Raw genomic sequence first — 23,451 nt, 5'->3', positions numbered from 1 at the left:
CGCCCTCCGGGCGGACGACGGGAGTTTGAAGACGAGTCCTAACCGCGACGGCCGGGGCGGGGAACCGAAGTACGAGGGGCACCGTCGTTTCGCTCGCGTCTTCGCATACAGTGCCAGGGCGCGCGCCGCGGCCGTGCGTCGCGCGGACCCGCCCCCCCCCCGACCCCGACGAAAGGCGCCCCGTCGTGATGCCCCTGTGGTCACGAGCCCAGCAGCAGGACTTCCGCAGCCGGGTACGGGGCTGCCTGCTCGGCGGTGCCATCGGTGACGCGCTCGGCGCCGGCGTCGAGTTCGAGTCGCTGGAGAAGATCCGCGCCCAGCACGGCCCGCAGGGCGTCACCGGCTACCTTCCCGCGCACGGGCGCACCGGTGCCGTCACCGACGACACCCAGCTCAGCCTGTTCACCGTGGACGGCCTCATCCGGGCCCACATCCGGCGCGACACCGGCAGCTGGCACCCGCCCACCGACCTGCACCTGGCCTACCTGCGCTGGGCCGCCACCCAGCGCGACTGGGGCCCGGACGAGCGCCGCCCCGACCTCGGCTGGCTCGGCCGCGAGGAGTGGCTGTACGCCCAGCGCGCCCCCGGCCAGGGCTGCCTGACCGGCCTGACCGGGCCGGACGGCGAGCGGCTCGGCACCCTGGAGCGGCCCAAGAACCCGCACTCCAAGGCCTGCGGCACGGTGGTGCGGGCGGCGCCGTTCGGACTGCTCACCACCTGGGAGCCGGGCCTGGTGTTCCAGCTCGCGGTGGAGTGCTCGGTGCTCACCCACGGCCACCCGACCGGCTACCTGGCGGCGGGCGCGCTCGCCGTGATCGTCCAGTCGGTGGCCCGCGGCGGCACCCTGGAGGAGGGCGTCCACCTCGCGCTGGCGCTGCTCTCCGAGCGGCAGTCGCACGAGGAGACCACGGCCGCGCTGCGGGCCGCGCTGGACGCCGTCCGGGCGGGCGAGCCGTCCGCGGACCGGGTCGAGGCGCTCGGGGAGGGCTGGGTCGCCGAGGAGGCGCTGGCGATCGGGGTCTACTGCGCGCTGGTCGCCCACGACGTGCGCTCGGGCCTGCTGCTGGCGGTCAACCACTCCGGGGACAGCGACTCCACCGGCGCGGTCTGCGGCAACCTGCTCGGGGTGCTGCACGGCGACACCGCGCTGCCGCCGGGGCTGGTGGCGGGGCTGGAGGGGCGCGGCGCGATCCTCGAACTCGCCGACGACTTCGCGCTGGAGCTGATGCACGGCACCGAACTGCACGACCGGCAGACCCCGGAGGGAGTCAACTGGGCGGTCCGGTACCCGGTGGTGTGCTGAACGAACGCCTCGGAAGCAGCAGTTGCCCGTAGCGCCGGCCGCCGCTGAAGGCGACGGTCACCGCTACGGGCAACTGGTCCGAGCACGGATCCCGGTCAGACCTCGCCGAAGGTCCCCGCCGCCGCGGCCGCCGCGAACGCGTTCCAGGCCTCGGTGGAGAAGAGCAGCTGCGGGCCGAGCGGGTCCTTGGAGTCCCGGACCGCCACTGTCTCGGCGGTGGGTCCGGCGATCTCCACACAGGCGCCCTGACCGCCGCTGTGACTGCTCTTGCGCCAGTGGGTTCCGTACTCGGAGGGGGTGCTCATTCGTGGTATCCCTTTTCGATGTCGGCTATCAGCGACCGGCTCTCCGCGACACCGAGTGCGGCCGCTCTCAGGTAGTCGTACAGACCGGTATAGCGGCGCACGTCCGCCTCCTTCTCCAGGTAGAGATCGCTCGTCACACCTTCGAAGTAGACAACCGTGGAATCGGCTGACTCCGGGAACTCCAGCAGGGAGAATGTCCCGGTCATACCGGGGTGGGCGCCGTGCGAGAACGGGATCACCTGGATGGTGATGTTCGGGCGCAGGCTGAGCTCCAGCATCTGCCGCAGCTGCCGGGCCATGATCTCGCGGCTGCCGACCTCACGGCGCAGCGCCGCCTCGTCTATGACGGTCCACAGGCTGCCCAGCTGGTTCTCGCCGTGGACGCGCTCCTGACGCTTCATCCGGACCTGCACCCGGCGCTGCACCGCGACCGCGTCGGTGTCCGGCTGGGTGCCCTCGACCACGGCCTGGGCGTACTGCTCGGTTTGCAGCAGGCCCGGGACGAAGGAGGACTCGTAGGCGCGGATCGAGGAGGCCTCGGCCTCCAGGCCGATGTAGACGCTGTACGGGGTCGGCATGTCGTTGAAGTCGTGCCACCAGCCGCGCTGGCGCGATTCCTTGGCCATCTCCATCAGGCTATTGCGCATCTGCTCGTCGGACACGTTGTACACGTCGCAGAGGTCCCGTACGTCGCGCTGGCTGATGCTGCGACGGCCGTTCTCCAGCCGGCTGATCTTCGACTGGGAGACCATCAGCCGGCCGGCCACCTCCTCCGCCGTCATCCCGAGGCCCTCGCGGAGTTTGCGCAGCTCCGAGCCGAGGCGCCGGCGGCGCACGGTGGGATTGATGTTCGCGGACACGTCGACCTCCGGCCGGACCTCTGGTGATCGTTGGAACGGCAGCCCTCGGAACACTTCGGACATTGGGACCAACCCCCCTGACTTGGAGCAGCATGTCACCTTGGGCCAGGTCGGCGCCGGGGAATCACAGCAGCGCAGTAGAACAGGTCATCGGAAAAGCGCTTCTGTGAGACAGCGAAAGCCCCCAGGTGGTAATGCGGCTCGACGACTCGGACCGGTAGTTGCGGAGGGCCTCGACGGCCCCCGGGAACGGCAGAGGGGCGGTCGCCGGGCGACTTGCGTCGCGGGGCGACCGCCCCTCGGTGCTTCTGGTGCTGCCGGTGGTGCGGGGTCGCGCGCCGGTCGCCAGCGAGTCGGACCGGGCCGTCTCGACCGCCTTGACGGCCTCGACCGCCTTGACGCCTTGACGGCTTCGACCGCCCGGGGCCGCCGTGGGTCAGCGGCCCGCGGGGATCAGCGGACGCCGACCCGGGAGGCGGGGACCCGCCCGCCCGAGGTCCGGCCCGTCGTGCGGGTGCCGCCGGGTCGGCCGGTGCCGGTCCCGGAAGCCTGGGAAGAACGGTTCTGCTGCGCCGGCAGGCCGTTCTGCACGTCCATCACGGCGTGCGCGACCATTCCGCCGAGCGGGTCGTACCGGATCAGGTCACGCAGCCGCGACCGCGAGGACCGGCCCTCGTTGCCCGGGTACAGGTGCTTGCCCAGCCCCACCGAGTGGGCGAGGGCCGCGAGCGCGGCCGTCCGCGGGTCAGGCGGCACACCGGTGCGGATCGCGGTGTCCAGCCGCTGCTTGATCGCGGCGTTGGTGCAGTCGTCGGACGCCTGGTACCGGGTCGTCGGCAGCACCCCGCACACCTGGCCGGGCACGGCGGTGACCATGCCGCAGCGCTCCAGGTGCGCCAGGTACGTCTGACGCAGCCCCAGCCGGGGTCCGCCGATCCAGTGCGCCGCGCGGACCGGGCTACCGCGTCGGCGCAGCAACTCCAGTGCGTGGTCAAGGGTCGGGTCGCCGGTCGGCCGTGCGAGCACGACGGCGATCCGGTCTCCCTCCGGTACGATCCGTCCGGCCAGGGACAGCTCGACGAGCTGCGCCCCGGCGAGTCCGAGGTCGAGGGTCTGCGGCTGCGCCGTGGTACCCGTGGTCGGGTCCAAAGCGAGCAGCAAGAGTTCCTCGGGAACAGTTCTGCGGCTCTTGCCCATCCAAGCCTCCCCGCGTGGATGAGAGACAGGGTGACGCCTCTCACACGGGCTTGTCGAGTACGCCTCCGAATCGTGACCTTGCGGTGAAGGCGCGGAACCGGCGGCGGCGGACCGGGCGTCTGATCGTTGAACAGACCGCAGTGCGGCCGTGCGGCGGCAATAAGCGCCGGTCGGGCGGGGTGTGCGCGGCCGGATCGACCGTATGTGGCGGAGACTGTACAGGTACACGGGACGGGGCGTCGGCTTCCCGAAATCGGGTCTGCCGGTGCCCCGCCGGGCGTTGAGGAGGCTGGGATACGTGGGCGAGTCCCCCGACAGGGTGCTGAGGGACGGCGAGCGGGAGCGGGGCCGGGAGGGCGAACGGACCGGTGCGGCGGACGGCGCCGCGAAGGCCGCCGACGGAGGGCCGGCCGGTTCGACGGCTGCCGGGGCGTCAGCAGCGGCCGCCGACGCATCTGCGGAGGCATCTGCAGAGACCACCACCGAGACGTCCGCCGAGGCGGCTGCCGAGGCGTCCACCGGGTCGCCTTCCGCGGCGTCGGGGGCGGGGGCCAAGGGTGGCTCGACCGTGCAGATCCGCGTCCGGGATGTGGACAGCCGGACGACGATGCTGCGGCTGCCGGTGGACAACAAGACCACGGCGCTGCGGCTGCCCGAGGAGCTGCCGAAGGCCGCGGCCGGCGAGAGTTCCGGTGGTGGCGCGGAGAAGCAGGAGTCGTCCCCGACGGCTGACGCGGCGAAGGAGGCCGCCGGACGGCCCTCCGGCGCCGACCCGCGTCTCATCATGCGGACGGCTGTCGCAGCTGCCGAGGCGGCGGCCGAGGCGCCTGGGAAGGACTCCGAGGAGGCGTCGGAGAAGGCGTCCGAAGAGGGGGCCGAGAAGGGGCCGGAGAAGGCTTCCGGTGCGACCGCTCCCGAGTCCGACACGCCGGAGAAGAAGGAGTCCGCGGCCGCCTCCGCGAATCCCGCCGACACGACGGGGAAGGCGAAGCCGGTCGAGAAGGCCGACACGCCCGAGGCCGCGGAAGCCGAGGAGCCCGCCGAGTCCGGCGAGGCCGACACGGCTGACAAGGCCGCCGAGTCCGACAAGGCGCCCGACAAGGCCGCCGAGTCCGACAAGGCGCCCGACAAGGCCGCCGAGTCCGACAAGGCTGACAAGGCCGCCGAGTCCGACAAGGCCGCCGAGTCCGACAAGGCTGACAAGGCCGCCGAGTCCGACAAGGCCGCCGAGCCCTACGACCCGACCAAGACCATGCTGCTCACCAAGCCACCGGTTCCGACCGGCAAGGCCGAGAAGCTGGAGAAGCCCGAGCCGCCGCGCGCCCCCGCCGCCCCGGCCGCTGGCACCGTGCCCGAGCCCCCGGCGCCCGCCCCGCTGCCCGAGCCGGCCCCCGTTCCCGAGCCGGTGCCCGAGCCGCACCCGGCGCCCAAGCCCCTCCCCGAACCCGAGCCGACCCCGGGCCCCGAACCGCTGCCCGAGCCGGCCCCCGAGCCCGAGCCCGGCCCGGCCCCGGCGCCCGAACCGCTGCCAGAGCCGGACCCGCGGCCGGTGCCGCCCGTCCCGCCGCTGCCCCGGCCCGCGCCGCTGCCTGCCCCCGCGCCGCTGCCCGCCCCGGAGCCGCTGCCCTCGCCGGAGACCACGGCCGAGGCGATGGAGGTCCTGGCCTCCCTCAACGCCCGTCCGGTCTCGCCGCTGCGCCGCGCGCTCAAGCGGATCACCATCTGGACGGTGTTCCTGGCCGTGCTGCTCGGTGCGGTCGTGGTGGCCCAGTTGTTGCGCCCGCTGCCGGACGCGAAGGTGAAGATGTCGGCTGCGGGCAGCTTCACGTTCTCCGGCGACCCGCTCGACCTCGCCTGGCCGGCCAAGGGCCAGTCCGCTGCCGAGGTGGTCGGCGTGGGCAGCCTCGGCAGTTCGGGCCAGGAGACCCCGGCCCCGATCGCCAGTGTCACCAAGGTGATGAACGCCTATCTGTTCCTGCAGAAGTACCCGCTGAAGAAGGGGGAGAGTGGCCTGAAGATCACCGTCGACAAGCAGGCCGCGCAGGAGTCCGGCAACGGGGACGAATCCCGGGTGACGCTCACCGAGAACCAGGTGCTCACCGAGTACCAGGCGCTGGAACTGCTGATGCTGCCGTCCGCCAACAACGTGGCCCGGCTGCTCGCCCGCGTCCACTCCGGCTCCGAGGAGGCGTTCGTCAAGCTGATGAACGACACCGCGGCCAAGTTCGGCATGACCAACACCACCTACGCCGACCCGGCGGGCTTCAACGCGGAGACCAAGTCCACCGCCAAGGACCAGCTGAAGCTGGCCGAGCAGGTCATGCAGGACGAGATCTTCCGGCAGATCGTCTCCACGCCGGAGACCAACTTCAACAACGTGAAGATCCCCAACACCAACAACCTGATCAACCCGAAGACCGGCGTGATCGGCGTCAAGACCGGCTCCAGCACCCCGGCCGGCGGCTGCCTGATGTGGGCCGCGTACAAGGAGATCGGCGGCGTGAAGCGGCTGATCCTCGGCGTCACGCTCGGCCAGCAGGCCACCTCGCCCAAGGACGGCGACGGCATCCTGCCGACCGTGCTGAAGGTCAGCGGCAAGCAGATCCAGGCCGCTCAGAACGGCCTGACCGGCCAGACCGTGGTGAAGAAGGGCGACGTCGTCGGCTCGGTGGACGACGGGCTCGGCGGCAAGGTCCCGGTCGTCGCGACCAAGGACCTGGTGGTGGCGGGCTTCCCCGGCATCAGCGGCACGATCACCCTGGACCCGGCCAAGCTCGGCCACAACGAGAAGGCCGGCAAGGAGGTCGGCACGCTGCGGGTGGGCGCGGGCGACGGCAAGGTGGAGGTCCCGGTGGCCCTCCAGTCCGACCTGAATCCGCCGTCCATCCAGTCGCGGCTGCTGCGCATGCTGTGAGCGGGCTGACCCGCTGAACGACGAAGGACGAAGGAGGGGGAGCCGGACCGATCCGGCTCCCCCTCCTTCGTCCGTCTCAGGTCGTGCGGTCGAGCAGCGCGAGGGTGAGACCGCCGAGCGGCACCACCCTGTCCGGCTCGCCGTACCGCGCCTTGAGCAGCTGCGCCTGCTCCTCCGCCATGGCCGCCAGCGGGTCGGTGGTGTCCCCGAGGACCAGCAGCCAGATCCGCGGCGCGTCCCCCAGACAGGCCTCCGGTCGCGGGCAGGGCTCCGGGGTGAGGTCCTCGGCGTCCTCGGCGCCGCGCGCGACGAACACCGGGAACGGCCGGACGTCCGGGGGCAGGTAGTAGCTGACGCCCGGCCAGACCATCGCCCAGGACTGGTCGCCCATCGGGGCCGCCAATCCGTCCCCGGGGCGGTAGCCGGCGGTGATCTCCTCGGCCGCCACGCGGAACGGCTCCTTGGACCGGGTGTGTGCGTCCGCGTACCGCACCCCGGGCTGCTCCGGCAGCGCCGCCGCGGCCGGGAGGGCGAGCAGCCCCACCGCCAGCAGTCCGGCCGTCGCCACGGCCGCCCGCGGCGGTACGGTCCGCCCCGGCGCCCACGGCCGTCCGCCCCGGGCAGCCACCGCGCGGTACGCCGCCGCGACCCCGCCCCCGGCCAGCACCGCCCAGGCGGGCACCGTGAAGAGCAGGTACCGGTCGAGGAAGTACGAGGTGGCGCCCTGCGAGACCAGCCAAACGGCCAGCACCGGCAGCTCCGCCAGCAGCAGGAACTGGCAGGCCTGCAGCCGTCGGCCCGGCAGCAGCAGTGCGGGCAGCGCGAGCAGGGCGAAGGCCTGGGCCACATGGCCCGCGCCGAAGAGGTGCCCGCCGAAGTCGGTGAGATCGGAGAAGGACGGCGCCTTTATCCAGCCGAGCTGCCGGTCGGACTGCCGACTACCGAGCAGCGCCACCGGCAGCACCGGCAGCACCGCCACCGTGACGGCGACCGGGTACTGCCGGAGGTTCCGCCGGTCTGCCCCACCCCGGGTGCGCCACAGGTGCAGCAGCGCCAGCGCGGCCTGCCCGGTGACCGTACTGAGCGAGACCAGGTGCCAGACCCCGGCCAGGGCCATCGCCACGGCGTACGGCGCCCACCGCCGCAGGCCCGGCCGCTCCAGCGCCCGCAGCAGGAAGTAGGTGGCGGCCGCGACCGAGCAGGTCGCCAACGCGTAGGCGCGCGCCTCCTGGGCGTAGTGGGACACCTGCGGCGGCACCGTGAACAGCAGCCCCGCGCCGATCGCCGCCACACGGCTGCCGAACAGCCGGTCGGCGGTCAGCGCCACGAAGGCGGCCGCCGCGGCCATCGCCAGCACGGAGGGTATTCGCAGCGCCACCGCCGAGTCGCCGCACACCGCCGTCCAGCCGTGCATCAGCAGGTAGTAGGCGCCGTTGCTGGCGTCCACGTGCCGGAGCAGCCGGAGCAGGTCGCCCAGCGAGCGGGTGGCCACCGTCCAGGTCGCCATCTCGTCCCGCCACAGCTCGGGCGTCCCCAGCCGGTACCCGCCGACCCCCAGCATCACCACCGCGGGCCAGAACCACACCTGCCCCAGCAATCGGACGGCCGGGCGCACAGCTGGTGTCATCAGGCCTTCGTCTCCTTCGGGTGGCGCACCGGGACGATTCGAACACTTCTCGGCAGGCTACTTGACCTGCTCTGACGCCCCGTCGGCACCCGGGCCCCGGCCGTCATCCCCGGCCACCACCCCCAGTCGACCCTCGATCCGGTACGCTGTGAACGGCCTGGTCACAGACCGGCCGCGCCTCAGTAGCTCAGGGGATAGAGCACGGCTCTCCTAAAGCCGGTGTCGCAGGTTCGATTCCTGTCTGGGGCACACCGCAGCACCGCAGCTCGCAGGCCCCCGTCCGACCTCGGACGGGGGCCTGCGGCATTGCTCCGGGAGCTGTCAGTGGACGGGCTCGTCCGGGCGGTCGGCGGGGTCGTCCAGCTCGGCGTCCTCGGCGCGCGACGCCCGGACGTAGGGCACGATGACCCGTTGAACCCGGGGCCGGGTGCGCCAGTTGACCCGCCGTACGTCGCGGGCCAGGGCGCCCGGACGCCAGAGCTCGATGACCGCGGTCACGACGCCCAGGACAACGCCGGCGGCCAGCCAGCCCGCCACCACGTCGGTGGGCCAGTGCACCCCGAGGGCGACCCGGGTCCAGCCGATCGTGAGCACCGTGCCCGCGGCCACCGTGCAGGCGGCGGTCCGGCCGCGGCGGTGCACCCGGTACCAGACCAGGCCGACCAGGACGGCACAGGTGATCGCCGAGGCCATGGCGTGCCCGGAGGGGAAGGCCGGGCCGTCGGCGTGCGCGACCGGGTCGCTGAAGGCCGGGCGATGGCGGCCGACGGCCAGCTTCAGCGCCCACTGGGTACCCCAGCCGACCAGGACCTGGGCGGCCACCCAGCCGGCCAGCACCCGGGCGCCGATCAACAGGAGCCAGGCGGCCGCGACGCCGAGAAGTGCACGCATCGTGACGGGGCCGCCGATGTCGGAGAGGGTCTGTACCGCGGCGGTCCAGATCCGGTGTTCCCGTGCGTAGACGTGAAGTTCGATGGTCCAGTCCTGGTCGAACTCGTGCAGGGGGTGCCAGTGGCCCGTCACCAGCATCGCCAGGAGGCCGAACAGCGCGGCGCAACCCAGCGCGAGCGCGGCGTCCCGGAGGAGACCGCGGTGACGCACGGCGACGGAGGTCGAGCTGTTGGTCAGGTGCATGTCTGACACCTTCCCAGCGCCTCGTGCCGTTCGGGAGTTGGAGTGATAGCGATTTGGCATCTTTTGTGGGGAGGGTCCGCGTGCGCGGGGGTGTGAGCGCGGGCGGAAACCGGGGGTGCGCGGGAACGTGCGCGATCGTTCGCCTGTTCAACGGGTAGGCGGCGGCTGCGTGTGGGGCCGGTGAAGAACCGTTCCGGATGATCGCGCGAAACGGGCGAGTTCGGGCACACGATGTGCTCGTCCGGTCACCAGGCGTCCGAACCGGAGTTAAAACCGGCAGGATACTGCATCGAGGGGAAGAATCTGAGTGACTTGGGAATGTTGTCCGGATTCTGTTCGTTGGATCGTTATGTGTGAGCCTTCAGGGGCCCGCATTTCTTGCCCTGACGGGCAGGCAGGCAGACCTCGGCAACACCAGTAAAGGGAGCAAGCATGGCCACCCGTGCCGTCGTTCGCGACAGGGCCGACCGGAGTCGCGCGGCCCGCCCGACCAACCTTGAGGCCGACCGCGACCTGGTCGGCATGTACCTCGACGAGATCGCCAGGACGCCCCTGCTCGATGCCGCCGAGGAGGTCGAGCTCTCGCTGCGGATCGAGGCCGGCGTGTACGCCCAGCACCTGCTGGATGAGGGCGAACTCCCGGACGGCGTCACGCGCGAGGAGCTGGAGGCGATAGCCGCGGATGCCGAGCGTGCCAAGGACGTCTTCATCCGCTCCAACCTCCGCCTGGTGGTCGCGGTGGCCCGCCGCTACCCGCGCAGCGGCCTTCCGCTGCTCGACCTCATCCAGGAGGGCAACGCCGGCCTGGTTCGCGCCGTCGAGAAGTTCGACTACGCCAAGGGTTTCAAGTTCTCCACCTATGCCACCTGGTGGATCCGCCAGGCGATCACCCGCTCCATCGCCGACCAGTCCCGCACCATCCGGCTGCCCGTCCACCTGGTCGAGGAACTCGGCCGGATCCGGAGGGTGCAGCGCGAGAAGTCCAAGGAGCTGGGCCGCGAGCCCGAGCCGGCCGAGATCGCGGCAGAGCTGGACACCACCGAGGCCCGGATCAAGGACGTGCTGGACTGGGCGCGCGACCCGGTCAGCCTCAACATGTCCGTCGACGACGAGGGCGAGACCCAGTTCGGTGACCTGGTGGAGGACACCGGGGCGACGTCCCCCGAGGACGCCGTGATGGTCATGCTCCGCCGCGAGGAGCTGGACGACCTGATCGGGCGGCTGGACGACCGCACGGCCTCGATCATCCGCTCCCGCTACGGCATGGAGGACGGCCGCGAGCGCACCCTCACCGAGGTGGGCAAGCAGCACGGCCTCACCCGCGAGCGGATCCGCCAGATCGAGAAGCACGCGCTCGCCGAGCTGAAGAAGATCGCCGACCACGCGGGCTTCGAAGCCGCCTGACGGACCGGCCCGACCGGACGGGCCCTGATGCGGAGCGCTCCGCACCGGGGCCCGCGGCGTGCCACGGGGCTCTTAGGCTGGAGGGACAGGACGGCCCGGGTGACCAGGGGAGTGGACAGGGTGAACGAGCAGGAACAGAGCGGGCGGGAGCAGGTCCGCCAGGAGCAGGACGAGCAGCCGTGGCAGCGGTCGGCGGACCAGCGGCCGGCGGACCGGAAGACGGCCGCGGCCAAGGCCCGGCTGGTCTTCCGGGACCCGCTGGACCAGCAGTCCCGGGACGACACCGACGCCGGCTGGGGCGAGCGCTCCGGGGCGGGGGAGAGCGGTGGGCGGGGGCTGGACTGGTACCTGAGCCAGCGCCCGCCGCACCACGGGGACTAGGGCCCGTCCGGCGGCTACGCGACCACCGGGCCGCGACTAGCGGGCCGTGACCAGTGCGTCGCGGATCTCGGTCAGCAGTTGGACCTCCTTGGCCTCGGACTCCGCCGTCGTTTCGGCGGGGCTCTTGCGCCTGGCCGCCATCCGGTTCATCGGCACGATCAGGATGAAGTAGACGACGGCTGCCCTGATCAGGAACTGCAGGGCGGCGCTGAGCACCGAACCCCACAGGATGAGGATTCCGGACGTGCCTCACCAGTGGCGCTCACCTCGCAGGGCCCCCTTGAGGCAGGAACTGTAGGACCCAAGGTCCTTCGTCCCGAACACACCGACGAGCGGATTGATCACGCCCTTGACGAAGGCGTTGATGATGTTGGTGAAGGCCGCGCCGATGACCACGGCGACGGCGAGTTCGACGACATTTCCACGCAGCAGGAATTCCTTGAAGCCTTTCATGCCGCCTCGAACGACGAAGTCGTTACCGGGCTACGGGTGATCTTCCGGAAGCCCGGATTGACAACCCGTGCGGTCCACCGCGCCCCCCGAGGGCGGCGGCAGCCCAGCCCGCGCGGGCCCGAAGGCGAGCGCCGCCGCCACCGCGAGCAGCACCAGCGCGGGCACCCCGGCCCGCCGCCGGACGGCCCGGCGCCAGCGGTGCCACCCGCCGCAGCCGCGCCGGATCGGCGGGAAGCTCGGCACCTCCCGCCGGGGCGGCACGGTGGGCGCGGGCAGCGGGACGGACAGGCTCGTGGTCGTCATCGACGTCACCTCCGGACTCGATCGGTCGGTCTCTGGTGACCCACACGATGCGCGCCCGGGGCGCCACCGGAAAGCCCGTTCCCACAGCCTGTGGATAACTCGCCCCTGTGGACAACCTCGTACACCCGCGCGAGTTAGACCGATGTCCGCAAGCTGACGAAAACCCGCACCCGGATGGCGAACAAGGCACGCCAAAGGCCCGCCGCCCCGCGTGAAGCGGGGCGGCGGGCCTTTGGCGCGAAGCTTCCGAGAGCTCCCGGACGCCGATCCGGCGCCGAGCGCCGAGCGCCCGAAGTCAGCTCGCGGCCGGAGCCGGGCTGCTGGACGAGCTCGACGAGCTCGACGAGCCGGAGGAGCTGGACGAGCCCGACGAGGACGACGGGGACGACGCGGACGTAGAGGAGCCGGAGGACGAACCGGTGCCCACCGAGCTGCTGGAGGACGAGCGGCTGTCGGTCCGGTAGAAGCCCGAGCCCTTGAACACGACGCCCACGGCCGAGAAGACCTTGCGGAGCCGTCCCTGGCAGTCGGGGCACGTGGTCAGCGCCTCGTCGGTGAACTTCTGCACCGCCTCCAGGCCGTTGCCGCACTCGGTGCACTGGTACTGGTACGTGGGCACTTGTCTTCCTCCTGGCACTCTCGCCTGATGAGTGCTAACGATGGTCAATGATGCGGTATTCCGCTGGATCAGTCCAGCGACTCCGGTGTGAGATGAGCCGGTACCGAGTCACCGCCGACCGCGCGTTCAGCCCTTGGCCGCACCGACCAGCTGTGCCGCGCTGCCACGCTCGGCCGACGACGCCACCACGCGGCCCGCGCCGCCCGGCGCCACCAGCAGGTGTCGCATCGACACCAGCGCGATCAGCCCCAGGCCGGCGCCGATCGCCGGCACCAGGAACCCGACCGAGGGCCCGTGGCCGTCGAGCAGCTTGCCTGCCGCCATCGAGCCGAACGCCAGCCCCAGCCCGATCGCGCCGGTCAGCCAGGTGAAGGCCTCCGTCTTGGCGCCGTCCGCGACCAGCGTCTCGACCAGGGTGTAGCCGCTGATCAGGGTCGGCGCGATGGCCAGGCCGCAGAGCAGCCCGGCGACCGTCAGGGCGGCCAGGTTGGGCATCGCCCAGAGCGCCGAGCAGCCCAGCACCAGCAGCGTGTAGCTCGTGACCATCCGCTGCTGGACCGGCCGCCGCCAGGCGATCACGCCGTACAGCACGCCGGCCAGCATCGAGCCGCCCGCGAAGATCCCGTACACCGTGCCGCCGGCGTCGTGCTGCCCCACCGAGTCGGCGAAGGCGTTGACCGACACCTGCATGCCGCCGAACACCGCGCCGACCCCGAGGAAGGCCCCGACCAGCAGCCGGACGCCGGGCGAGGCCAGCGCCGAGGCACGCCGCACGCCGGGCTGCGGAATGATCCGGGCGGGGGCGCTGCGCCGCTGGGCCGCGAAGGCGAGACCGCCGACCAGGGTCAGCGAGGCCTCGGCGACCAGCGCGACCGCCGGGCTGGCGAAGGCGGCGATGTTGGCGGCCAGGATCGGGCCGATCACGAAGGTGAACTCGTCCGTCACGGACTCGAAGGCGAACGCGGTGCTCACCTTGGCCGCGGCGGTGGGGGAGGCGCCCTCCCCGGTGAACTTGGAAACCCAGCGGGCCCGGACCATCGCGCCGATCTGCGGCACGCTCGCCCCGGAGGGGACGGCGGCCAGGTACACGCTCCAGGCCGGCGCGTGGCCGAGCGCCAGCGTGATCAGCACGCCGACCGAGGCCGCGTGGACCAGGACCGTCGGGAGCAGCACCGCGGCCTGGCCGTACCGGTCGGCCAGCCGCCCGGTCTGCGGCCCGATCAGGGCCTGGGCGACGGCGGAGACGGCGACGGCGGTACCGGCGGTGCCGTACGAGCCGGTGGTCTGGGTGACGAGCAGCAGGATGCCCATGCTGAGCATCGCGTACGGCAGTCGCGCGAAGAAGGCGGGGGACAGGAACGTCCAGGCGCCCGGCGTGCGCAGCAGCTCGCCGTACCCGACCCTGGCGGGCGCCTCGGCGGCGGTGTCCACAGTGCTGACCGCGGTGTCCGGAGCGTTGTCCGCGGCGATGTCGACCGTTCGGCGGGCCGTCACGGTCGGTCCTTCCTGCTGCCTGGTAGCGCGGCAGGGCATGGGGTGGCCCCGACGGCGCCGAGAGTCGTCCTCTCGCGCGTCGACCGGGGTAGATACCGGGTCAGCCTGGCCCGGTGGGCCGGGGGCCGGACCGCGGCCGCCGAGCGGTCGCGCCAACTCTGCGTCAGGCAGATGCTGGGGGTGGTCTAGCGGTAGTTATACGGCGTAGTCGAACCAGCATACAGTTACGCGCGTAGATTCCGCCAGGCCACTCGGTCCGCGACCAGCCGGACCGCGGGAAACCGGCGGCTGGGGGCGGGCCCCGGGGCCAGCGGGCTCAGCGCTCGTTCAGCCACCCCGCCAGCTTGCCGCCCTTGTCGACGGCCCGCAGCCGCCGCTCGGCGGCCTCGCCGACCTCGTCCGTGGTGACCACCAGCAGCTCGTCCCCGCCACGCAGCATCGTGGCCTTGTCCGGCACGAAGGAGTTGCCCTCGCGCACGACCAGGGTGACCGCCGCCCCCTTGGGCAGCCGCAGCTCGCTGATCTCCACGCCGGACATCCGCGAGGTCGGCGACAGCGCGACCGACAGCAGGTGCCCGTGCAGCTTCTCCAGCGGCGCGGACTCGATGCCGAGGTCCTGGCCCATCGCGCCCTCGCCGATCCGCAGCCGCTTGGCCACCCAGGGCAGGGTCGGCCCCTGGAGCAGGGTGAAGACGACGACCAGGATGAAGACGATGTTGAACACGTCCTGGGCCTCGTGCGCGCCGGAGACCACCGGGATGGTGGCCAGCACGATGGGCACCGCCCCGCGCAGTCCGGCCCAGCTCAGCAGCGCCTGCTCGCGGGCGGGCACCTTGAACGGGGTCATGGTGAGCACCACCGACAGCGGCCGGGCCAGGAAGACCAGCACCCCGCCGATCAGCAGCGCGGGCACCACCGAGTCGCCCATGCTCTCGGGGGCGGAGAGCAGTCCGAGCAGCACGAACATGCCGATCTGCCCGATCCAGGCCAGCCCGTCGGCGAAGCCGCGCACGGCCGGTCCGTGCGGCAGCTTGGAGTTGCCGAGGATCACCGCGCAGACGTAGACGGCGAGGAAGCCGGAGCCGTGCAGCAGCGCGCCGCCCGCGTAGGCGAGCACGGTCAGCGCCATCACGGCGATCGGGTACAGGCCCGAGGAGGGCAGTGCGACGCGCTTGACCCCGTGCGCGCCGAGCTTGCCGACCGCCAGGCCGACCGCGGCGCCGATGGCGAGCTCGGCGGCGATCGTGCCGAGCAGGACGTACCAGGAGTCGTGCCCGCCGGTTCCGGCGAAGGCGACGACCAGGATGACCACGGGCGCGTCGTTGAAGCCGGACTCGGCCTCCAGCAGGCCGGTGAGCCGGTGCGGCAGCGGGACCATCCGCAGCACCGAGAAGACGGCGGCGGCGTCGGTGGAGGAGACGATCGCGCCGAGCAGCAGCGAGGTCTGCCAGTCCAGGCCGACCAGCCAGTGCGCGCCGGCCGCTGTGACGAACACGCTGATCCCGACACCGAGCGTGGCCAGCACGGTGGCCGCCGGCATCACCGGTTTGACCTCGCGCCAGCTGGTCTTGAGGCCGCCCTCGGCCAGGATCACCACGAGCGCCGCGTAGCCGAGCACCTGGGTCAGCTCGGCGTTGTTGAAGGTGACGCCGATTCCGTCCTGGCCCAGTGCGACGCCGATTCCGAGATAGATCAGCAGACTCGGCAGTCCTGATCGGGTCGAGATCCGCACGGCGACCACCGCGACCAACAGGATCACGGAGGCTTCGAGGAGGAGCTGGTTCAGGTGGGCGACGTTCACGCAGTGGCACCTCGGGCAGGCATGGGCGGGCGGGGTGTCAGGTGGTGCTGGGGTTGTTCCGTTGGTACAGAGAGGGTGCTGTCGGGCACCGGCCCGCTAAGAAGTCGTCAATGCTCCTGTTGCGGATCGTTACCCAGTCTAACATTTTGCCATATCTTTAGTTTGGTCCCCCATTCACAGCGCTCCGCCGACTCGGCCTAATGTGGTGCCCTGTCACGGCCCCAGGCCCTGGACACGCCCGCCCGCCCCGAAGTCAGGACCGCAAGGACCCAGATGCCCCGCTCGAAGAAGTTCCGGCGCGCCCGTCTGATCGTGATCGTGCTGGTCGTGCTGCTGGTGGCCGGCGTCGGCTACGGCGGCTACCGCGGGGTCACCGCGGTCCGTGCGTCCTTCCCGGAGGTGGACGGCAGCGTCAAGGTGGCGGGCCTCAGCGCGCCGGTCGACGTCAAGCGCGACGCCAACGGCATCCCGCAGCTGTACGCGGACACCGCCGAGGACCTGTTCCGCGCCCAGGGCTACGTCCAGGCGCAGGACCGCTTCTGGGAGATGGACGTCCGCCGTCACATCACGGCCGGCCGGCTGTCCGAGATGTTCGGCGACAGCCAGGTCGACACCGACTCCTTCATCCGCACCATGGGCTGGCGGCAGGTGGCGCAGAAGGAGTTCGACACCAAGCTGTCGCCCGAGGCCAAGAAGTACCTGCAGGCCTACTCGGACGGCGTGAACGCCTGGCTGGCCGAGCACCCCGGCGGTGAGAAGGCCTCGCTGGAGTACGCCCTGCTCGGCGTCGTCAACAGCGGCTACAAGCCCGAGCAGTGGACCCCGGTCGACTCGGTGGCCTGGCTCAAGGCGATGGCCTGGAACCTCTCCGGGAACCTCCAGGAGGAGATCGACCGCTCGCTGCTGGCCCAGGACTTCGGCCCGGACAAGATCGCCGAGCTGTACCCGGAGTACCCGTACTCCCGCAACGGCACCATCGTGAAGACCGGCACCGTGGCCGGCGACACCTACCGCCCGGCCGACGGCTCGGCGCCGTCCGGCGGGGCCCCCGGCGCCGCCACCACCCAGGGTGCGGCCACCACCAAGGCGCTGATGCAGGGCCTCACCGACCGGATCGACGCGATGCCGCAGCTGCTCGGCCGCCCCGGCCAGGGCATCGGCTCCAACTCCTGGGTGGTCGCCGGCTCGCACACCACCACCGGCAAGCCGCTGCTGGCCAACGACCCGCACCTCGGCCCCGGCCTGCCCTCGGTCTGGTACCAGATGGGCCTGCACTGCCGGACCGCGTCGGCGACCTGCCAGTTCGACGTCTCCGGCTTCACCTTCGCCGGCATGCCCGGCGTGATGATCGGCCACAACAAGGACGTCGCCTGGGGCTTCACCAACCTCGGCGCCGACGTCACCGACCTCTACCTGGAGAAGGTGACCGGCCCGGACACCTACCAGGTGGACGGCAAGGACGAGAAGTTCGACCTCCGCAAGGAGACCATCAAGGTCGCTGGCGGCGAGGACCGCACCATCACCGTCCGCACCACCCGGACCGGCGCCCCGCTCATCTCCGACCAGAGCACCGAGCAGCAGAACGTCGGCAAGTACGCCCCCAACGGCACCTCCGCCCCCGACCGCGGCACCGGCGGCTACGGCGTCGCCCTGCAGTGGACGGCGCTCAGCCCCGGCAAGACCATGGACGCCGTCTTCGAGCTGGACAAGGCCCGCAACTGGGACGAGTTCCGCGGCGCCGCCAAGGACTTCGCCGTCCCCGCGCAGAACCTGATCTACGCCGACGCCAAGAACATCGGCTACCAGGCCCCGGGCGTCATCCCGGTCCGCGGCAAGGGCGACGGCTCCATGCCGGCCCCCGGCTGGGACTCCTCGTACCAGTGGAAGGCGGACCCGGTCCCCTTCACCGCGCTGCCGTGGAGCCTCAACCCGTCCGCGGGCTACATCGTCACCGCCAACCAGGCCGTGGTGGACCAGGGCTACAAGTACAACCTCACCAAGGACTGGGAGTACGGCACCCGGGCCAAGGAGATCACCGACCAGATCGAGGGCCTGCTCAAGAACAACGGCAAGATCTCGCCGGACGACATGCAGACCCTGCAACTGGACAACACCAGCATCATGGCCAAGACGCTGGTCCCGCTGCTGCTCAAGCAGCAGATCGACGACCCGTACGTACGTGAGGCCCAGGACCTGCTGAAGGACTGGAACTTCCACCAGGACGCCGACTCGGCCGCCGCCGCCTACTACAACGGCGTCTGGCGCAACCTGCTCAGCCTCGCCTTCGGCCAGAAGTTCCCGGCCGACATCCGGGCCAAGAACAACTGCCTGCTGGTGCGCCAGCAGGACGACCCGACCAAGCCGGACAGCCCCAGCAAGATCGTCACCGAGTGCGGCACCCGCGACCCCGGCAAGGCCCAGCCGGACGGCGGCGACCGCTGGACCGAGGTGGTCCGGGCCCAGCTGGACAAGCCCGACAGCTCGTGGTGGACGTACATCGACTCCCAGCACAAGGAGCAGAAGGGCCTGGACAACCTGCTCAAGGAGGCGATGAAGAACGCCCGGCAGGACCTGACCTCGCTGCTCGGCAAGGACATCTCCACCTGGAGCTGGGGCCGCCTGCACAAGCTGGAGCTGCGCGAGCAGACCCTGGGCACCGACAGCTCCTCGATCGCCTCCGGCGCCGTCCACAAGCTGCTCAACCGCGGCCCGTACCGCCTCTCCGGCGGCTCGGCGGCGGTCGACGCGGCGGGCTGGAACGCGGCGGCCGGCTACCAGGTCGACTGGATCCCGTCGATGCGCATGGTGGTCGACCTGAACGACCTGGACTCCTCGCGCTGGGTCAACGTCGGCGGCGCCTCCGGTCACGCCTTCCACCAGAACTACAACGACCAGACCGACCTCTGGCTCAACGGCAAGCTGCTGACCTGGGCCTTCACCCCGGACGCGGTGGAGAAGGCGACCAAGCACAAGCTGGTGCTCACCACCGGCTGACGCCGGTACGACGCGCGGGCGGCCCCGTTCCCTTCCGGAGGGAGCGGGGCCGGCCGCGTCCCAGGGGCCGCCGACGGCTCACCCGAAGGTCCGCACCCCCGACGGCGTGACCGCCAGGTCCACCGGCCGGTCGTGCGACTCGGCTGGCACCCGTTCCAGCAGCTCGTGCTCGTACAGCAGCACCGCCAGCACCGGCTGCGCCCCGGCCCGCTCCAGCCGGGCCAGCACCCGGTCGTAGCTGCCGCCGCCCCGGCCCAGCCGCAGCCCGCCACGGTCCACCGCCAGGCCCGGCAGCAGCACCAGCGAGGCGGCCGTCACCGCCTCCGGCCCCAGCCGCGGCCCGACCGGCTCCAGCAGCCCGCGCCCGGCCGGGGCGAGCGACTCGGGCCCCGCGTACTCGGCCCAGTCCAGGTCGTTGTCGGGAAGCAGCACCGGCAGCAGGACCCGCACTCCGTCCTCGCGCAGTGCGTCCAGCAGCGGCCTGGTCCCGGGCTCCGCGCCCACCGAGACGTAGGCGGCCACCGTGGCGCCCGCCGCGGCCAGCTCCCAGGCGTGCCCGGCCAGCGCGCGGGCGGCCTCCGCACGCCCCTCGGCCGAAAGCGCGCTCCGCCGAGTCAACAGCCGTGTCCTCAGGTCGCTCTTCTCGTTGTGCACCGGATCCTCCAGGTCTCCAGACCGTCGACGCGCAGAGCCTGACACGCGAAAGGGCGCCCCGATTGTCCACCCCGCTGCTGGTCCAGGCCCTGGCCGCGCTGAGCGCCCCCGCGCTGGCCGGCGCCACCGTGCTCGGGCTGCGCGTGCGCCGGGAGCGGGCCGAGGCCGCCGAGGGTCGGGAGCGGCTGCGGGCGCGGGTCGCCGAACTGGAGGAACGCTGCGCCGAACTGGAACGCACCGCCTCCTGCGACCCGCTCACCGGTGTGTGGAACTACCGCCACCTGCAGCTCACCCTGGACCGGGAGATCGAACGGGCCCGCCGCGCCGAGCACACCGAGCAGGCCGACGGCCCGCGCCCGCTGGCCGTGCTGCTGCTGGAGATCGCCGGCTTCGACGTGGTCATCGCCGAGCACGGCCGGGCCCGCGGCAACGCGATACTGCGCGACCTCGCCCAGCGGCTCGCGATGGAGATCCGCCGGGCCGACACCCTCGGCCGCTACAGCGGCGAGGAGTTCCTGGTGGTGCTGCCGGACACCGGCGCCGAGGGAGCCGCCCAGGTCGCCGAGCGGCTGGTCTGGTCGGTCCGCCGCCACCTGCTGCTGGACTGGTCCTCCGGCACCCGGGCGCCCCGCCCGGCCCACGGCAACGGCCTCACCGCCGCGGCCGGCATCGCGGTGCTCCCCGAGGACGGCACCCACGCCGCCGTCCTGCTGCGGGCCGCCGACGCGGCACTGGCCGAAGCCCGGGTGGCCGGCGGCGACTGCTGGCGGGGCGCTCCGGCCCCCGGGCCGCGCTCGGTCGGGCGCGGTGAGCAGGCCGCTTCCGGTACGGACGGGGCGACGACTGCCGAACGTGACCGTTCGGGAAAGGCGGGTAGTCTGTCCGCCTGTACCGGAGGGGACCCCCTTGCCCAGCCGGTCGCTTCCCATACGCCTGCCACCGTGGCCGTGCCCCGCGACGCGCTGTCCTAGCCGTCCGACGGCGCTCGGCCGGGCGAAAACGTGCCTGAGTAAGGTAAACGCATGACGACGACCCCCTCCCGTATTCCGGTAACCAAGGCCGTGGTACCCGCGGCCGGACTGGGCACCCGATTCCTCCCGGCGACCAAGGCCACCCCGAAGGAGATGCTGCCCGTCGTCGACAAGCCGGCGATCCAGTACGTCGTGGAGGAGGCCTCCGCGGCCGGCCTGTCCGACATACTGATGGTCACCGGCCGCAACAAGCGCGCGCTGGAGGACCACTTCGACCGCGCCTACGAGCTGGAGGAACTGCTCGTCCGCAAGGGCGACGAGGACCGTCTGCGCCGGGTCCGCGAGTCCGTCGAGCTGGCCAACATGCACTACGTCCGCCAGGGCGACCCCAAGGGCCTCGGCCACGCCGTCTCGGTCGCCGAGCAGCACGTCGCCGGCCAGCCCTTCGCCGTCCTGCTCGGCGACGACCTGATCGACCCGCGCGACCCGCTGCTCGCCCGCATGATCGAGGTCCAGCAGGAGCTCGGTGGCTCGGTCGTCGCCCTCATGGAGGTCGACCCCTCCCAGATCCACCTGTACGGCTGCGCCGCCGTCAAGGCCAACGGCTTCGGCGACGACGTCTTCCAGGTGACCGACCTGGTCGAGAAGCCCGAGCCGGGCGAGGCCCCCTCCAACTACGCCGTCATCGGCCGCTACGTCCTCGACCCGCTGGTCTTCGACGTGCTGCGCGAGACCCCGCCCGGCCGCGGCGGCGAGATCCAGCTCACCGACGCCCTGCGCGAGCTGACCACCCGCGACGCCGGGGACGGCGGCCAGGTGCACGGCGTGCTCTTCAAGGGCCGCCGCTACGACACCGGCGACCGCGCCGACTACCTGCGCGCTATCGTCCGTCTGGCCGCCGAGCGCGAGGACCTGGGCCCGGACTTCCGCTCCTGGCTGCGGGAGTTCGTCGGTTCCGAGCTGCAGGACTGACACCACGACAGAGAGCGAGCCGCCGATGACCGGGTCCACGGAGCACAGCACCGCCCCCGCAGCCTGCTGCGACGGGTCCGCGGACCGGGCACCGGCGGCTCCTCGCTTCTGGAGCGTGGACGAGCACCTCGCCGACGTGCTCGCCGCGGTCGGCCCGCTGCCGGCGATCGAGTTCCAGCTGCTCGACGCCCGGGGCTGCCGGCTCGAGGAGGACGTGGTCGCGGACGGCGACCTGCCGCCCTTCGACAACAGCTCGATGGACGGATACGCCGTCCGCACCGCCGACACCGAGGGCGCCACCGACAGCTACCCGTCGGTGCTCTCGGTGGTCGGCGACATCGCGGCCGGCGCGGGCGAACTGCCCAAGGTCGGCCCCGGCCAGGCCGCCCGGATCATGACCGGCGCCCCCGTGCCGCCCGGCGCCCAGGCCGTCGCCCCGGTCGAGTGGACCGACGGCGGCACCGGCACCGGGGTGGCCGCCGCGGCGATGACGGCGCCGGTCGCCGACGAGGAGGTCCGGGTGCTGCGCCCGGTCGCCCAGGGCGCGCACATCCGCCGCCGCGGCAGCGACGTCGCGGCCGGCGCCACCGTCCTGGAGGCCGGCACCCGGCTCGGTCCCACCCAGATCGGCCTGCTCGCCGCGGTCGGCCGGGCCGCCGTGAAGGTCCGCCCGCGCCCCCGGGTGGTGGTGCTCTCCACCGGCAGCGAGCTGGTCCAGCCCGGCGAGCCGGTGGGGCCCGGGCAGATCACCGACTCCAACAGCTTCACCCTCACCGCGGCCGCCCAGGAGGCCGGCGCCGTCGCCTACCGGGTCGGCGCCGTCCCGGACGAGGCCGACCGGCTGCGCGCCATCCTGGAGGAGCAGCTCGGCCGGGCCGACCTGATCGTCACCAGCGGCGGGGTCAGCGTCGGCGCGTACGACGTGGTCAAGGAGGTCTTCGAGTCCTATGGCGGCGTCGAGTTCCGCAAGCTGCGGATGCAGCCCGGCAAGCCGCAGGGCTTCGGCCGGATCGGCGGCGCGGCCGGGGTGCCGCTGCTCGCCCTGCCCGGCAACCCGGTGAGCGCCTACATCTCCTTCGAACTCTTCGTCCGCCCGGTCATCCGCACCATGCTCGGCGCCGCCGACGTCCACCGCCCGGTGGTGCGCGCGCTCTGCCCGACCGCGCTGCGCTCCCCGGCCGGCCGCCGGCAGTTCCTGCGCGGCCGCTACTCGGTGGCGGACGGCACCGTGGAGCCGGTGGGCGGCGCCGACTCGCACCTGGTCGGCGCGCTGGCCAAGGCCGACTGCCTGATCACCGTCCCCGAGGACGTCACCGAACTGCCCGCCGGCAGCGAGGTCGACGTGGTGCTGCTGCACTCCTGAGGCTGCCCCGAGCCGAAGGAACGCGCCGGTGCCGAAAGGGAGAAGCGACAAGCGAGGCACGAGCGCCGGAGCGCCGACCGTCGGCACCGGGTCGGAGCGCCCCGGAAGCGAGCGGGCGAGTGGCTGCCACCCCGAGGTCGGGGGAGGGGTACGGTAGCGCGGTATTCGACCTGCGCGCCCCTGGAGTTACCCGTGACGACACCGAGCCCCGGCGACCGCCTCACCCACGTCGACGAGCAGGGCGCGGCCCGGATGGTCGACGTCTCCGAGAAGGCCACCACCTCGCGCACCGCCGTGGCGGCCGGGCGGGTCAGGGTCTCCCCGAAGGTGGTCGAGCTGCTGCGCGGCGAGGGCGTGCCGAAGGGCGACGCCCTCGCGGTGGCCCGGATCGCCGGGATCATGGGCGCCAAGAAGACCCCGGACCTGATCCCGCTCTGCCACCCGATCGCGGTCTCCGGGGTCAAGGTCGACCTCGCCGTCGCGGACGACGCGGTCGAGATCACCGCGACCGTGAAGACCGCCGACCGCACCGGCGTCGAGATGGAGGCGCTGACCTCGGTGACGGTGGCCGCGCTGACCGTGATCGACATGGTCAAGGCGGTGGACAAGGGCGCCAGCATCGAGTCCGTCCGGGTGCTCAGCAAGACCGGCGGCAAGAGCGGCGACTGGTTCGCGCCGGAGGTGGACGCGTGAGCGAGCGA

Annotated in this window: 19 protein-coding genes, 1 tRNA gene and 1 pseudogene; 10 read left to right on the top strand and 11 right to left on the bottom strand. The window is 72.3% G+C overall.

The window, feature by feature from the left end; genetic code table 11:
* Positions 1-188 precede the first annotated feature (188 nt).
* Positions 189-1,304, top strand: a complete 1,116-nt coding sequence (locus ACWC9T_RS16680) for an ADP-ribosylglycohydrolase family protein (protein WP_449821787.1) — start codon at positions 189-191, stop codon at positions 1,302-1,304.
* 95 nt (positions 1,305-1,399) lie between these two features.
* Here ACWC9T_RS16680 and ACWC9T_RS16675 read toward each other — a convergent pair whose 3' ends face one another.
* The 3 genes from ACWC9T_RS16675 to ACWC9T_RS16665 all read right to left on the bottom strand — a co-directional run bounded on the left by ACWC9T_RS16675 (position 1,400) and on the right by ACWC9T_RS16665 (position 3,666).
* Complete coding sequence (locus ACWC9T_RS16675) at positions 1,400-1,609, bottom strand: DUF397 domain-containing protein (protein WP_449821772.1); 210 nt, start codon at positions 1,607-1,609, stop codon at positions 1,400-1,402.
* A complete protein-coding gene (locus ACWC9T_RS16670; RefSeq protein WP_449821771.1) occupies positions 1,606-2,469 on the bottom strand; it encodes a helix-turn-helix domain-containing protein in 864 nt (287 codons plus the stop codon). Before ACWC9T_RS16670 ends, ACWC9T_RS16675 begins: the two co-directional genes overlap by 4 nt.
* Positions 2,470-2,922: 453 nt before the next feature.
* Positions 2,923-3,666, bottom strand: coding sequence for a GOLPH3/VPS74 family protein (locus ACWC9T_RS16665; RefSeq protein WP_449821770.1), 744 nt, complete (start codon positions 3,664-3,666; stop codon positions 2,923-2,925).
* A gap of 298 nt (positions 3,667-3,964) precedes the next feature.
* On the opposite strand from ACWC9T_RS16665, the gene ACWC9T_RS16660 reads away from it, so the two are divergent.
* Positions 3,965-6,580: a serine hydrolase gene (locus tag ACWC9T_RS16660; RefSeq protein ID WP_449821769.1), complete on the top strand. Its 2,616-nt coding sequence runs from the start codon at positions 3,965-3,967 to the stop codon at positions 6,578-6,580.
* Positions 6,581-6,656: 76 nt separating this feature from the next.
* Here ACWC9T_RS16660 and ACWC9T_RS16655 read toward each other — a convergent pair whose 3' ends face one another.
* A complete protein-coding gene (locus ACWC9T_RS16655; RefSeq protein ID WP_449821768.1) occupies positions 6,657-8,207 on the bottom strand; it encodes a glycosyltransferase family 39 protein in 1,551 nt (516 codons plus the stop codon).
* A 176-nt stretch (positions 8,208-8,383) separates the two neighbouring features.
* On the opposite strand from ACWC9T_RS16655, the gene ACWC9T_RS16650 reads away from it, so the two are divergent.
* Positions 8,384-8,456 (top strand) — tRNA-Arg (locus tag ACWC9T_RS16650).
* A 72-nt stretch (positions 8,457-8,528) separates the two neighbouring features.
* On the opposite strand, the gene ACWC9T_RS16645 is transcribed toward ACWC9T_RS16650, so the two are convergent.
* Entirely contained in the window at positions 8,529-9,341 is an 813-nt protein-coding gene (locus tag ACWC9T_RS16645; protein ID WP_449821767.1) for a phosphatase PAP2 family protein, read from the bottom strand.
* A gap of 432 nt (positions 9,342-9,773) precedes the next feature.
* Between ACWC9T_RS16645 and ACWC9T_RS16640 the strand changes: the two genes are divergently transcribed.
* Both ACWC9T_RS16640 and ACWC9T_RS16635 read left to right on the top strand, forming a co-directional pair.
* Positions 9,774-10,745 (top strand): sigma-70 family RNA polymerase sigma factor, encoded by a 972-nt coding sequence (locus tag ACWC9T_RS16640; protein ID WP_449821766.1) that lies wholly within the window; start codon positions 9,774-9,776, stop codon positions 10,743-10,745.
* A gap of 120 nt (positions 10,746-10,865) precedes the next feature.
* Positions 10,866-11,126, top strand: a complete 261-nt coding sequence (locus ACWC9T_RS16635; RefSeq protein ID WP_449821765.1) for a hypothetical protein — start codon at positions 10,866-10,868, stop codon at positions 11,124-11,126.
* 36 nt (positions 11,127-11,162) lie between these two features.
* On the opposite strand, the pseudogene mscL reads toward ACWC9T_RS16635, so the two are convergent.
* The 5 genes and pseudogenes from mscL to ACWC9T_RS16610 form a co-directional block, all read right to left on the bottom strand.
* A pseudogene (gene mscL, locus ACWC9T_RS16630) lies at positions 11,163-11,579 on the bottom strand (large conductance mechanosensitive channel protein MscL).
* Between the two features lie 30 nt (positions 11,580-11,609).
* Positions 11,610-11,882 (bottom strand): hypothetical protein, encoded by a 273-nt coding sequence (locus tag ACWC9T_RS16625; RefSeq protein ID WP_449821764.1) that lies wholly within the window; start codon positions 11,880-11,882, stop codon positions 11,610-11,612.
* 295 nt (positions 11,883-12,177) lie between these two features.
* Complete coding sequence (locus tag ACWC9T_RS16620) at positions 12,178-12,501, bottom strand: FmdB family zinc ribbon protein (protein ID WP_449821763.1); 324 nt, start codon at positions 12,499-12,501, stop codon at positions 12,178-12,180.
* 126 nt (positions 12,502-12,627) lie between these two features.
* Entirely contained in the window at positions 12,628-13,995 is a 1,368-nt protein-coding gene (locus tag ACWC9T_RS16615) for an MFS transporter (protein WP_449821762.1), read from the bottom strand.
* Between the two features lie 316 nt (positions 13,996-14,311).
* Positions 14,312-15,796 (bottom strand): potassium/proton antiporter, encoded by a 1,485-nt coding sequence (locus ACWC9T_RS16610; RefSeq protein WP_449821761.1) that lies wholly within the window; start codon positions 15,794-15,796, stop codon positions 14,312-14,314.
* 273 nt (positions 15,797-16,069) lie between these two features.
* Between ACWC9T_RS16610 and ACWC9T_RS16605 the strand changes: the two genes are divergently transcribed.
* Positions 16,070-18,790 (top strand): penicillin acylase family protein, encoded by a 2,721-nt coding sequence (locus tag ACWC9T_RS16605; RefSeq protein WP_449821760.1) that lies wholly within the window; start codon positions 16,070-16,072, stop codon positions 18,788-18,790.
* Between the two features lie 78 nt (positions 18,791-18,868).
* On the opposite strand, the gene ACWC9T_RS16600 is transcribed toward ACWC9T_RS16605, so the two are convergent.
* Positions 18,869-19,444, bottom strand: coding sequence for a 5-formyltetrahydrofolate cyclo-ligase (locus ACWC9T_RS16600; RefSeq protein WP_449821759.1), 576 nt, complete (start codon positions 19,442-19,444; stop codon positions 18,869-18,871).
* A gap of 62 nt (positions 19,445-19,506) precedes the next feature.
* Here ACWC9T_RS16600 and ACWC9T_RS16595 point away from each other — a divergent pair, with 62 nt between their 5' ends.
* The 4 genes from ACWC9T_RS16595 to moaC all read left to right on the top strand — a co-directional run bounded on the left by ACWC9T_RS16595 (position 19,507) and on the right by moaC (position 23,443).
* The gene (locus tag ACWC9T_RS16595) at positions 19,507-20,415 is read left to right on the top strand and encodes a diguanylate cyclase domain-containing protein (RefSeq protein WP_449821758.1); all 909 of its coding nucleotides are present in this window, start codon (positions 19,507-19,509) and stop codon (positions 20,413-20,415) included.
* A 51-nt stretch (positions 20,416-20,466) separates the two neighbouring features.
* Positions 20,467-21,387, top strand: coding sequence for a UTP--glucose-1-phosphate uridylyltransferase GalU (gene galU / locus ACWC9T_RS16590; protein ID WP_449821757.1), 921 nt, complete (start codon positions 20,467-20,469; stop codon positions 21,385-21,387).
* Positions 21,388-21,412: 25 nt separating this feature from the next.
* On the top strand, positions 21,413-22,750 hold the full coding sequence (gene glp / locus ACWC9T_RS16585; protein ID WP_449821756.1) for a molybdotransferase-like divisome protein Glp: 1,338 nt from the start codon (positions 21,413-21,415) through the stop codon (positions 22,748-22,750).
* 252 nt (positions 22,751-23,002) lie between these two features.
* A complete protein-coding gene (moaC, locus tag ACWC9T_RS16580) occupies positions 23,003-23,443 on the top strand; it encodes a cyclic pyranopterin monophosphate synthase MoaC (protein ID WP_449821786.1) in 441 nt (146 codons plus the stop codon).
* The last annotated feature ends 8 nt before the right edge of the window (positions 23,444-23,451 follow it).

Source organism: Kitasatospora sp. NPDC001159 (genome assembly GCF_053598235.1).
This window is presented reverse-complemented; position numbering and strand designations above follow the sequence as displayed.